The 12636-nt window shown below is 60.3% G+C and carries 9 protein-coding genes; 5 read left to right on the top strand and 4 right to left on the bottom strand.

The window, feature by feature from the left end; translation table 11 throughout:
* Window positions 1-135 precede the first annotated feature (135 nt).
* Window positions 136-1920: a B12-binding domain-containing radical SAM protein gene (locus O6760_RS16635; RefSeq protein WP_269580833.1), complete on the top strand. Its 1785-nt coding sequence runs from the start codon at window positions 136-138 to the stop codon at window positions 1918-1920.
* Window positions 1921-1933: 13 nt separating this feature from the next.
* Here O6760_RS16635 and O6760_RS16630 read toward each other — a convergent pair whose 3' ends face one another.
* Genes O6760_RS16630 through O6760_RS16620 form a run of 3 tightly spaced genes read right to left on the bottom strand, consistent with a single transcriptional unit; the run spans window position 1934 to window position 4501 of the window.
* Window positions 1934-2452, bottom strand: coding sequence for a hypothetical protein (locus O6760_RS16630; RefSeq protein ID WP_269580832.1), 519 nt, complete (start codon window positions 2450-2452; stop codon window positions 1934-1936).
* A gap of 14 nt (window positions 2453-2466) precedes the next feature.
* Entirely contained in the window at window positions 2467-4047 is a 1581-nt protein-coding gene (locus O6760_RS16625; RefSeq protein ID WP_269580831.1) for a hypothetical protein, read from the bottom strand.
* On the bottom strand, window positions 4007-4501 hold the full coding sequence (locus O6760_RS16620) for a hypothetical protein (RefSeq protein ID WP_269580830.1): 495 nt from the start codon (window positions 4499-4501) through the stop codon (window positions 4007-4009). Before O6760_RS16620 ends, O6760_RS16625 begins: the two co-directional genes overlap by 41 nt.
* Window positions 4502-4937: 436 nt before the next feature.
* Between O6760_RS16620 and O6760_RS16615 the strand changes: the two genes are divergently transcribed.
* Window positions 4938-5222: a hypothetical protein gene (locus O6760_RS16615; RefSeq protein WP_269580829.1), complete on the top strand. Its 285-nt coding sequence runs from the start codon at window positions 4938-4940 to the stop codon at window positions 5220-5222.
* On the opposite strand, the gene O6760_RS16610 is transcribed toward O6760_RS16615, so the two are convergent.
* Window positions 5206-10458 (bottom strand): choice-of-anchor D domain-containing protein, encoded by a 5253-nt coding sequence (locus O6760_RS16610; RefSeq protein ID WP_269580828.1) that lies wholly within the window; start codon window positions 10456-10458, stop codon window positions 5206-5208. The two genes, O6760_RS16615 and O6760_RS16610, sit on opposite strands and share 17 nt — an antisense overlap.
* 547 nt (window positions 10459-11005) lie before the next feature.
* On the opposite strand from O6760_RS16610, the gene O6760_RS16605 reads away from it, so the two are divergent.
* Genes O6760_RS16605 through O6760_RS16595 form a run of 3 tightly spaced genes read left to right on the top strand, consistent with a single transcriptional unit; the run spans window position 11006 to window position 12588 of the window.
* Window positions 11006-11521 carry a phage tail protein gene (locus O6760_RS16605; RefSeq protein WP_269580827.1) on the top strand — a complete coding sequence of 172 codons (516 nt, stop codon included), beginning with the start codon at window positions 11006-11008 and terminating at the stop codon, window positions 11519-11521.
* A gap of 11 nt (window positions 11522-11532) precedes the next feature.
* Entirely contained in the window at window positions 11533-12051 is a 519-nt protein-coding gene (locus tag O6760_RS16600) for a phage tail protein (RefSeq protein ID WP_269580826.1), read from the top strand.
* Window positions 12052-12060: 9 nt separating this feature from the next.
* Window positions 12061-12588 (top strand): phage tail protein, encoded by a 528-nt coding sequence (locus O6760_RS16595; RefSeq protein WP_269580825.1) that lies wholly within the window; start codon window positions 12061-12063, stop codon window positions 12586-12588.
* Window positions 12589-12636 lie beyond the last annotated feature (48 nt).

The following is a 12636-nucleotide window of genomic DNA, read 5'->3' as shown; positions in this document are numbered from 1 at the left end:
CCGGATCTGGCTGCGAAACGTAACGCAAGGTAATCGTCAACTTTCCCGAAACGGGAAATGTTGCTAGGATCTCCCTGACTTTTGCTGGCTTTCCCTTTCCGGGGAAGGAAAGTCAAATCTGACGAGGGGACAGATATGCCAGACAAAAAATTCCATGTTATTCTTATTCGACCGTCCAAATATGACGACAATGGCTATCCGATCCATTGGCACAAGACTTCCATTCCCGCGAATTCTCTTTCCTGTCTCTCCGGCATCTCACTGGATTGCAAGCAGCGTCAGGTACTTGGCCCGAATGTGGACATCGTCATCCATGCATATGACGAAGGCAACACGCGCATTCGCCCCCAAAAGATCATCGACGAGATCCGGGACAGCGGCGCCGGCGCACTGATCTGTTTCACCGGCGTGCAGAGCAACCAGTTCCCGCGTGCCGTCGACCTGGCTAAGCCGTTTCTCGATGCCGGCCTGCCCGTCTCCATCGGCGGATTTCACGTCACCGGCTGCATGGCGATGCTGTCAGAGATGCCCGCCGAGATGCGCGACGCACTCGATCTTGGCGTTTCCTTTTTCCTCGGCGAGGCGGAAGGCGGCCGTTTTGACCCGGTCTTGCGCGACGCCTATGCCGGTCAGCTGAAGCCGGTCTATGACCACACCAGGGACCTGCCTTCCCTGCCCGGCCAGCCGGTCCCGGTGGTCGACAGGGAACAGGTCAAGCGGTCCACACTCGGTTACGGCAGCTTCGATCTCGGCCGTGGCTGTCCGTTCGAGTGCAGCTTCTGCTGCATCATCAATGTACAGGGCCGCGGCAGCCGCTTCCGCTCCACCGAGGACCTGGAAAAGATCATCAGGGACCATGCCGCGATTGGCGTCACCAAGTTTTTCGTCACCGACGACAACTTTGCCCGCAACCGCAACTGGGAAGCGTTTCTGGACACGCTCATTCACCTCCGCGAGGAGCAAGGCCTGAAGTTCACCCTGATCATCCAGGTGGACACGCTGTGCCACAAGATCCCGAATTTCATCGACAAATGCGTCCGGGCCGGCGTCGACCAGGTCTTTATCGGACTTGAAAACATCAACCCCGACAATCTCGCCGGTTCCAAGAAACGCCAGAACAAGATCACCGACTATCGGGAAATGTTCCTGGCCTGGAAAAAACACCCGGTAATCCTGACCGCCGGCTATATCATCGGCTTTCCGAACGACACGCGCGACTCCGTCCTGCACGACATTGACGTCATCAAGCGCGAACTGGCGGTCGACATCCTGTCCCTGTCGATCCTGACGCCCTTGCCTGGCTCGGAAGATCACAAGAAGGCCGTCGATGCCGGCACATGGATGCATCCGGACCTGAACCGCTACGATCTCACCCACAGCGTCATTCGACACCCGAATTTCCCCGGCAACGCCCTGGATGAACTCTATCTGGAAGCCTGGACACGCTTCTATTCACCGGACCATTGCCATACAATCCTGCGCCGTGCCGCGGCACTGGGCAGCAACAAGAAGATCGCCACGATGAACCGGTTGCTCGTCTATGGCACTGCCGCCCGACTGCACAATGTCTTCTCTCTCGATGGCGGTTTCCTGCGCCTGAAATACAGGCGCGACCGCCGACCAGGCATGAAACTCGAAAACCCGTTGCTCTTCTACCCGGCCTATTATGCCGCAACTTTCCGCAACATCCTGGTGCTCGCGATCAAGCGGTGGCGTTTCCAGAGTTTCATCAGGAAGCTCTGGGCCGATCCGAAACGGTTCGATTACACCGACGCGGCCATTGTCCCGGTCGGCACCGGCGACTTCGAAACCTTCGAACTCTACACCGCCACCCGGGGCGGCAAGGAAGCTGTTGCCAGCCATCGCAAGATGGAAGGCATCAAGAAACGGGCCAAGGCAAGGGTGGCGGCAAGCGCTTGAGGCGCTTCCGCATTCACTCCCATGACGCCTTGCGACCGTCCTGGCCAGACGCGCCGGGACACCCTGTTGTTTCCGTCACTGCATGTCTGCGCACCCAAGCATAGATCCAGAAATCCTCGCCGCCGCGTCCATAGGACCTGAGCAACCCCTCCCGCCTTGCCCCCAGGGCCTCGATCCAGCGATGGGCGATGTCATGGTCTTTCAGGGTTATCACCTGCAGCCGCCGGCAGTCCCGTTCGATCCGGGACCTGAACCCGAGGACATGCCGGGTCAGCTGCGGCACGCAGCGGCGGAACCTGTCCGTCCCGAACGCCCAGGCCTGCCAGTGCTCCGGATCGAAAGCCGACGCACGGCTGAAACCGAACGCGGCTGCCGGCTGGCCGTCATACCAGACCGACCAGGCCATGCCGGGCACGGCTGTTTCCACGGCACAGACCCCGAGCGCGCGGGTATCCCAGTGTTTCCAAAGGCAGGCAATTTCCCGAAAATCCTCGGCACGCATATTGGCGGCAATATAACTGGCGTCGCGCACGCACAGCTCCCTGATCAGAAGCCGGCGAGCGGATCGTCCATTGGCACGACACTGCGGCGCGTCTCGGTTTTCAGAACTTTTTTCAAGTCCGCCCGGTCTTTCCATCCCCATGCCTCGACAATGGCATCGGCCTCGTCCGGAGACGCGCCGAGCCTTTCCTTGATGTCTTCCTTGCTCTCGATCAGGATCTTGCCGCCCTTCATCTTCCAGCGATGGGCCGTCAGCTGTGCCTTGACGGTGGCGGAGCGCTTGATGGCGAGCCCGGCTCCGCTCTTCGGGTGCAGCGCCTCGCGCAACCGCCAGTAAAGCTGGGCCCTGAGATTATAGAAGGGAATGCGGCTGTCCTTCGCGCATTCGCCGGACTGGCCGGAAAAGACGCATTTTTCAACCGGGATGCCATTCTCCCTGGAGAGAAACCCGACCGTGTCTCCTCCCCAGCCGCCTGTACAGTCCACCACGATCAGGGCATTGTCCCTGCGTTCGCGGATGATCAGGGCACCGACATCCGAGCCGTCCCTTGTGTCGGCCCCCTTGCGGACGATGCTCTGTTCAAAACGCCGGCCATGCAGGGGTTGAAGCACCGTCTTGTCCTTGCCGCCCTGGGCGACGTCCACCGCAAGCACGTCCATCGGCCGGTCCTTGTCGAGACCCGCGTCATATCGCTGAAACGCAAGGTCCACCCACTCCGAGGGGATCACCTGCCAGTCATGGTCCCGGCGTGCTGCCAGGAAATTCCCGGTCTTCAGCGCGGTGCGCATGGGTTCGGGCATCTGGTCGAGCTGCGCATCATAGGCCGCCCCCAGATACCTGTTGTCCTGCCGCCTGGCCGGAATGAAGGTGCGGCTCTTCGGCGTGCGCATGTCCCCCTCGATCTCGACCGGTTCCGGTCCCTCCACCCAGACGGTGCGGATGGCATCGCCGTCGTCAATGAAAACCGCCCAGAGCAATTCCCCCGGCTTCACCGTTCCAAAAAGTGGATGCAGCGGATCGAGCCAGGGTCCGAACCAGTCGCTCAGGAACTCGCCCTGCCCGCCGATCGGAGGATTGGTGGCGATCAGGCCACGGCACCGCTGGCCTTGGCGCGTCGAGCGCAGCCAGCCCAGCACGAAGATGATCTTGCGCGGGTCCATCTGCGCGCCCTCGTCGAAGGCCTTCAGGTCATGGTCCCGGCCCTGCCAGTCGTCCTCCGATCCGGGCAACCCGAGATGCCCGAATTCGATCATGCGTTCATCCGGGCCGATCCATCTTGGCGGGTTGCCGGAAATCTTGCCCATGCCCGCCTCCCGCATCAGGCTGTTCATGCGTTCGATCAGACCTTTGAGCGATTTCAGGGATTGCCGGAAGATCGCCGCCTTGTGATGGGCAAACAGGGACAATCCGGCGATCAGGTCGGTCTTGCCGCCCCCCGCCGCTCCGCCATAAAGCGTCAGGTCCGCTTGGCTGAAATAGCCTTCTGTTTGCGGGCCGGGCTGCGGCCGCCAGACCTCGAACTGGTCCAGAACACCGGCTTCGTCCAATTGTTTTTGTAAGGATACGCGTTTCGGCGCGTCCAGCTCATCGATTGCTTGGATCAGGGTTTCCAGGGCTGTTGCCATCGATCGGCATTTCCTCGCGTGAAAGCAGGGCCATCACACCCAGGGCAATTTCCTCCGGGCTGCGCGGCTTGAGGGTTTCTATTTCCGTTGCGTCACCCGGCCCACCCAGGATGTTCCAGGCCTCGACTTCTGAACGGTCGCGCCATCCCGCCCGGTTTTTCATGTTGAAACTCCAGGCACTGGCGTTGAATTTGGGCAGATCTCCCTTGGCGCCTTCCTTGCCGATCCGCTCCCATTCCAGCAGCCCCTGGCGGAAGGCCGCCTCGATCTTCACGGCCGGAAAGTCTTGCGGAAACTGCTCGGCGTAATACCGGATGGTCCTACGATCCGCGGCAGGGAAACTGTCGATTGAATATCCGGCCGCTATGTGGGCGCAAAAATCGTTGCAGGCCCGGGCCCGGTCCTGCGGGGTCGGCCACAAACGCGCGGCTTCACCATCGCTGCATTGAGACATTCTTTCACCTTGATGACGGGACATGGCCTGCCGGCCCAGCCCAAGGGAGCACGGCCTAAGTGAGCCCGGCCAATGGGAGCCCGGCCCAATTGAGTCCGGCCCAATTGAGTTCTGCCCAATTGAGTTCTGCCCAATTGAGTTTGGCTGGACTTTTTCTCGGATGCTGGAACAGTCACCCCTGGGGAACGCGTACCAGATGTCGGCCGCACATCCCCAAGGTGCCTTGATAAGTCCTGTTATAAGCCGTTTTTGCCGAAGAGATCCAGCCCGCGAACTGGACTGAACCTGTTGTTTAGACAAGGAAATATTGATTTCTTCACGGCATCAGACAGTTGCACGAACAAGGCCTTGAGCGCCTGTCGTAAATTTTTTTGCCGACGCGAATTCTTGACCCGTGCGGCCCTTGGAAAACTCTGTCCAAAACGCCAGAGGCGGCATGTACCGCCCGGCGCGAGGCTCTGCAGAATCCTTCGAGGAAGAAGAACTGGATGCGCCGCTGACAGAGGAGACCCTCGCCATCCTGATCCTCCGTCATGCACCTGATCGGCCTTCCACCTTTCCCGCCTCCACCATCTTCTGTGCTTCGGGTCAGCAGAACGGTGCGTACGGGCTGACAGAGTTCGGCATGGACGGGATCGCCTCGGTGATCACCGGGGTTTCCGCGCGGGCCAGCGGCCCGCGCGGACAACACGTTCAGATTTTGCCTAGAACGGAATCGTGACGTTGAGGGTTGCGCCATAGGATCGGAAGTCGTCCGTGCCGATCCCGTCAAAAAAGCCTTCACCGGAGATCCTTATGCCCCGGCCTGGCACCAGCAGCCCCGCCCCGGCTTCCAGTCTGGCACGCAGATCCTCGTCCGAGGAGGCCAACGTCGCATCGGTCGGGGTCGCATCCTGAAGCTTGTTGAAATCATAGATGCCGGAAAGGGACAGGAACGGCGAGAACAGCAGATCGTTCAACTGAAGGTCCCACGACACTTTCGGACCGAATTCCAGCCTGCCGAGATCGAAATCCTGTGATGGAATCAGGCGCCCGAGCGTGTCTGTGTAGCTTTCCTGTTCTTCGTAATAATAGGTGATCCGGGCGAACGGGCTGACACGGGTCGTTTCGTTCAGCTTGAAGTCGCCCGTCAATCCGCCTTGCAGCAGGAAACGCTGTGTTCTGAAATCGTCTTCGAACAGTCCCAGCGCATTCACGCTGTTATAGGATTGTCCGTAGGTCACAATTCCATCCAGATAGAAATTCTGGTGCACGCGCAGGACGCCATAAGGCCCGGCCATCCAGCCAACTCCGTTCGCGGAAGTGTTGGCGCTCCCATTGTTTTCTTCGGTAACGTCAAGCTGCCCCATAAGGCCGACGACGGCCCGGTCCTTGTACCGGTAATCGACACCGGCAAAAAGCAGGCCCGTGTGACTGTCGCTGTTGTTGTTGTTCGTGATCGCGAAGGTACCCTGCGCCCAGAAGTCCCAGCCGGACTGATACGAAGAGCCCGTCGCGGCTGTGGGAGCATCGCCATTGGTTCCGCTCAGGATTGCCAGCGTGTCTTCTTCGGCAACCTGGGGCGCGACCGCGGTGTAACTCATGGTTCCTGTTGAGGAGAAGCTGTCGAAGGCAGCGTATCTGTCCGGCGCCGCCACGCCCGGCTGACGGTCACCGGCATCGGCCGTCGCCTCGGCTGCCCCGCTGCCTGCCCCTCTCCGGATTGAGTTGGCAAACGCCCTGAGAGAAAACTGGAAATTTCCCGATTGCGAATAGGGCGTGACGTTGAAGTTGAAACCGTTGCGGCCCGACTGCTGGCCGAACGGTCCGCTTGTCAGGCGCGAGACGATGTCCGGCTGACCGGACACAATCGTGTTGGCGCGGTTGGTCACGAAGGAAGCAATCACTTCCTTGGTCTTCTGGATATCGGCCTCTGAATCGCGCTCGTTGGTAAGCGAGAAGGACACGCTCGTCAGGCCGGAGGCGCTGGCCGTCACCGAATAGGGGGTCAGGGATCCGCTTCCGCCATAGGATGACGCGGTGGAATTGGCCGTCATTGCCGAACTGCTCGCCGTGCCGTCGCCTGCGGTCGTCACCGTTTCGGACGTCGTTCCCGTGCTTGCGAAGGTGAGCGAAGCCCCGGTGGAGGGCGCGGTGAAGGTCACGTCCACACCGGCAACGCCGTTGCCGTTGTTGTCTGTCACCGTGGCGACCAGAACAGAGCCAAACTGGGTATTGATTTCCGTCGCCTGCCCCGAACCCGAAGTCGCGCTGAGGCCGGAAGCGGAGCTCATGGAACTGCCGCTGACGGTGATGTTGAACGGGTTCTCGTCCGCGTCGTCATTGACGAAGTTGAAGTCGAACCCGAAGCTCCCTGCGGCTGTTGTCGTGTAATCCACTTCCAGCGTTGCGGTACCTCCACCGCTGGAGACGCTGGTGGAGCTCAGAGTGAAGCTGTTCACCGTCGCGTTGGTCGTGCTGGTGACATTGGCGCCAACTGTCGGCGTCGTGACGGAAAGCGCGCCCGTGCCGTTGTTGGTGATCGTATAGGTGATCGTGGAAGAGACACCCGGCGAGACAGATCCGGAAACCGTGTCGGTACCGCCATCGGCGATCGAGCCGCTTTCGGAAGAGGATACATCGATTTCCGGCGTTCCCGCGCTGGTTCCGCTGACCAGGATGTCATAGGTGCCCTCGTCGGCGTCGTCGCTGATGATGTCGAGTTCGAACGAAAACGCCCCGACCGCCGTGGTCGTGTACAGAACCGTGAAAGTCGTCGTAGCGCTCCCGGCGAGGGAACTGGATCCGGGCGCGGAAATGGAATCGACAGTAACGTTGCTGGCCGCGGAACCGGTCGGTGTCCCGGTGATCGTCAGGGTCGCTGTACCCGTGTTCTCGATCGTGTAGGTCAGTGTCTGCTGCACACCGATCGTGACACTGCCCTGGCTGTCCGTGCCGCCATCGGCAATCGAGTTGCCGGCCGGCCGCTGCACGTCGATCTCGGGCGACGACACGGTCAGCGTATCGGCGGACGTGCCGGAATTGCCCAGGCTGGACGTCAGATCACCCGTTGTATTCACATAGGCACCGTCGCTGGAGGCGGTCACGTCGACATCTACCGCACAGGTCGAACCAGCGCCGACGGTGCCGCCGGTGTAACTGACCACGCCTGATCCGCTGACCGCTGTAAGTGTACCGCCGGTGCAGGTCGTCGACGCGTTCGCCGGTGTCTCCACTGTGACACCCGCCGGCAAATTGTCCGTGAAGTCGAGCGATGTAGCGGCGGAGGCATTGGCCGTGTTGTCGATTGTGAAGGTGACCGTCGATGTTCCGCCGATCACGATCGTGTCCGGGGCGAAGGCCTGGGAAAAGGTCGGAACAGAGGTTGCTGTCCCGCTAACAGTGAAGTTGTAAGGGTTCTCGTCGCTGTCGTCGTTCACGAATGACAGGTTGAAGGAGAAGGCACCGGCTGCCGTCGGCGTGTATTGAACTGTGAAGGTCTCGGTTCCACCGCTTGGCGCAACCGTTGTGCTCGACGGCGCACCAATGGAATTGACCGTCACATTCGTAAGGCTGGAAGACGTCGCCGTGGCGATCGTCAGGTCATCCGTACCCGAGTTGGTCACCGTGAACGTTAGCGTCAGGGCCGAACCCGCGGCCTGGCTGCCTTGCGCCAGCGTGCCGCCGTCCGCCACCGCACCTTGCCCCTGCCCGGTTTCGGACACCGAGATTTCAGGGGTGCCCGTCGCTGTCCCGCTGACGGTGAAATTATACGGGTTTTCATCGGAATCGTCGTTCACGAACGACAGGTCAAAGGAAAAGGCCCCGGCAATGGTCGGCGTGTATTGAACTGTAAAGGTCTCGGTGCCGCCACTCGGCGAAACCGTCGTGCTCGATGGCGCACCGATAGAGTTGACCGTCACGTTTGTCAGGGACGAAGAGGTCGCCGTGGCGATGGTCAGGTCATCCGTGCCCGAGTTGGTCACCGTGAAGGTCAGCGTCAGCGCCGAACCGGCCGCCTGGCTGCCTTGCGCCAGCGTGCCGCCATCGGCCACCGCACCCTGGCCCTGGCCGGTTTCAGCCACAGAAATCTCGGGAGTTCCTGTCGCCGTGCCGCTGACCGTGAAATTATAGGGGTTCTCGTCACTGTCGTCGTTCACGAAGGAAAGATCGAACGAGAAAGCTCCGGCAACGGTCGGCGTATACTGGACCGTGAAGGTTTCCGTGCCGCCACTCGGCGAAACCGTCGTGCTCGACGGCGCGCCGATGGAATTGACCGTCACGTTTGTCAGGGACGAAGAGGTCGCCGTGGCGATGGTCAGGTCATCCGTGCCCGAGTTGGTCACCGTGAAGGTCAGCGTCAGGGCCGAACCGGCCGCCTGGCTGCCTTGCGCCAGCGTGCCGCCGTCCGCCACCGCACCCTGGCCCTGGCCGGTTTCAGCCACAGAGATCTCGGGTGTTCCCGTCGCTGTCCCGCTGACGGTGAAATTATACGGGTTTTCATCGCTGTCGTCGTTCACGAACGACAGATCGAATGAAAACGCCCCGGCAATGGTCGGCGTGTATTGAACTGTGAAGGTTTCCGTGCCGCCACTCGGCGAAACCGTCGTGCTCGATGGCGCACCAATGGAATTGACCGTCACGTTTGTCAGGGACGAAGAGGTCGCCGTGGCGATCGTCAGGTCATCCGTGCCCGAGTTGGTCACCGTGAACGTTAGCGTCAGGGCCGAACCCGCGGCCTGGCTGCCTTGCGCCAGCGTGCCGCCATCGGCCACCGCACCTTGCCCCTGGCCGGTTTCAGCCACAGAGATTTCCGGCGTTCCCGTCGCCGTGCCGCTGACCGTAAAATTGTAGGGATTCTCGTCGCTGTCGTCATTCACGAACGACAGGTCGAATGAAAACGCGCCTGCAATGGTCGGCGTATACTGGACCGTAAAGGTTTCCGTGCCGCCACTCGGCGAAACCGTCGTGCTCGACGGCGCGCCGATCGAATTGACCGTCACGTTTGTCAGGGACGAGGACGTGGCCGTTGCAATCGTCAGGTCATCCGTGCCCGAGTTTGTCACCGTGAACGTCAAGGTCAGGGCCGAGCCGGCGGTCTGGCTGCCTTGCGCCAGCGTGCCGCCATCGGCCACCGCACCCTGGCCCTGGCCGGTTTCAGCCACAGAGATTTCCGGCGTTCCCGTCGCCGTGCCGCTGACCGTGAAGTTGTAGGGATTCTCGTCGCTGTCGTCATTCACGAACGACAGGTCGAATGAAAACGCCCCTGCAATGGTCGGCGTATACTGGACCGTAAAGGTCTCGGTTCCGCCTCCGGACGAGACGGTCGTGCTGGACGGTGCACCGATGGAATTGACCGTCACATTCGTCAGGCTGGAAGACGTCGCCGTGGCAATTGTCAGATCCGCATCACCGGAGTTGGTAACGGTAAAGGTCAGCGTCAGGGCCGACCCGGCGGTCTGTGAGCCCTGTGCCAACGTGCCGCCATCTGCAACCGCCCCTTGGCCTTGACCGGTTTCCGCAACCGCTATTTCAGGCTGGGAGCCGACCGATCCCGAACCGAAACTGACCACGTTCGACCCGGCGGCCTTGACGACGTTCAACTCGACGGGATCGCTGCCGTCAAAAGTTGCGTTGAAAGTAAAGTTACAGGCATCGGCCGTGAAACATTCCACATCGTAGAACGGATCCGCACTGACAACGGACGGGTATGTCCCGGTGAAGCTCACGCTGGTCACTCTGGTATTGTCGACGTAAAATGTGATTCCGTTGCCGCTGACGGTATCGTTGAGAACGATGATTTCTTCAAGCGCCCCGTTTTTCACGCATGCAGGTGCGTCGAGATCGATATCGGCCTGGTCGCCGTCACTCAGGGTAAATCCGCACGTGATGTCCGCCGCCTGAACCGGTGCACCGGTCAATAACAGCGCAAATGCAAAAAGGCAGAACGGTAATACGGTCAGGAGACGACGCAACACATCAGCCTCGCATGTTCTCGATCGAATAACATCTCCGGAAAGCCACTCCCCCCTCCGGCTCGGCACCCCTGGGCCGGCCGGTCATTGCAACCATCGACAGCACTAACGCTAAGAAACCCAACCGTAAAGCGAGAACGAAAAGATTCCCTAGAGTTGTAAATTTTTCTCATTCATGTTGCCGTCACACAACAATAGATTGAAGCCGAGAACGCTTTGCCTTAATTCAATTTCCGCCTTCTATAGAGATACTTGACTGGTATCTTTGCATTTTTTTTCAAAAATCGATTTCGATTTTCGCTCCGACTGGCCACTCAAGCACCAACGGAAAAAAATGAAATATTGGATTCTCGATTTCGGAACAACGACAATTTCAAGACAAATTGAGACAAATAACAATGTTGTGAAAAAAAGATTCTGACTAATTCTTACAATTTGCAAAAAATTACACCCTTCGCGCCATGAGACCCTTTTGAGTTGCATATGATGCAAATAACATCCTAGTGTGAAGCGATTGCAATTTGCATCGACACAAGTTCAGGGGGGAGGAATGTCGGAACCGTTTCTCGCGGAAATCAGACTGATCGGCTTTAATTTCGCGCCTCGCGGATGGGCCTTTTGCGACGGTCAGATCCTGCCAATCAACCAGAATCAGTCGCTCTACAGCCTATTGGGAACGACCTATGGCGGAGATGGGCGGACGAGTTTCGCGCTCCCCGACCTGCGCAGCCGCACACCGATCCACCGCAGCAGCGGCCATTCGCTCGGACAGAAGAGCGGAGCCGAAACGGTAACACTGACGGCGGCGCAAATTCCGGCCCATACCCACGCGGTCAAGGCTAGCTCGCTGGCCGGCAACTCCAACCAGCCGATGGGAAGGGTGCTCGCGGCCCCCTCCTCGGCGGCCAACCTGACCTACCGCGCACCCGAGGCTGCAACGTCAACCCCCATGCGCTCCGGAACCGTGAGCAATGCCGGCGGAAGCCAGGCGCACAACAACATGCAGCCTTACCTCACCGTCAATTTCTGCATCGCCCTGCAAGGGCTCTTCCCGTCCCGCAACTAGAGAGGCGTCCCATGTCTGAACCTTTCGTGGGCGAAATCCGCATGTTTGCCGGAAACTTCGCTCCCCGCGGCTGGGCCTTCTGTGACGGTCAGCTGCTCGCGGTGTCTCAAAACGACGCCTTGTTTTCCCTCCTCGGCACCATCTACGGCGGTGACGGACGCACGACCTTCGGCCTCCCGGACATGCGCGGACGATTGCCCCTGCATGCGGGCACGGGCCCGGGCCTCAGCCCCAGGCGGCTCGGCAGCAAGGGCGGTGCCGAGAAGGAAACCCTGACGACAAACCAGATGGCAAGCCACGGACACACCTTCAATGCCAACACGGCGGTGGCGGACGAAACTGCGCCCCAGGGGCGCGTGCCCGCTGAAGTGGCCGGCTACCGGTTTTACAGGGCGCAGGACCCGACGGAGAGCTTTTCCAGTGTGGCAATCGCCAATACCGGCGGCAGCCGGTCGCACACCAATCTCATGCCCGCAATATGCGTCAATTTCATTATCGCATTGGTCGGCATCTATCCGAGCCGGCACTAGGAGGCAGACATGTCGGAACCCTTTGTTGCAGAAATCCGCATCTTTGCCGGAAACTTCGCCCCTCGCGGCTGGGCATTCTGCGATGGACAACTCTTGCCCATTGCCCAGAACACCGCTCTCTTTTCGCTGATCGGCACCACCTATGGCGGCGACGGTCGATCCACCACGGCCCTGCCGGACATGGAGGGCCGCGCGCCCATGCACCCGGGTCGCGGCCCGGGCCTGACCAGCCGCCGTCTCGGTGAAAAAACAGGTGTCGAGACCGTGACCCTGACGGAAGCCCAACTCCCCAGCCACTCCCATACGATGCGGGGCGCCGGGGCGAGCGGGTCAACCGCGACCCCGGGGACGACAACAGCCTTCGCCGAAGGTTTCCCGACCCAGACCTACCAGAACACGACAAACACGGATCTGGTCGATCTGGCGAGCGAAGCCCTATCCGTTACAGGCGGCAGTCAGGCGCATGACAATGTTCAACCCTTTCTGGTGCTGAATTTCATCATTGCGCTTGTCGGCCTCTACCCGTCGCGCAGCTAGCCCCGCCATGCTTCGTCGCGAGGGCCGCCTCGGCCCTCCCGGGTGAGA

This window comes from Roseibium sp. Sym1, assembly GCF_027359675.1.
Taxonomy (GTDB): Bacteria; Pseudomonadota; Alphaproteobacteria; order Rhizobiales; family Stappiaceae; genus Roseibium.
The sequence above is the reverse complement of the archived record's forward strand: the minus strand, read 5'-3'. Positions and strand labels throughout refer to the sequence as shown.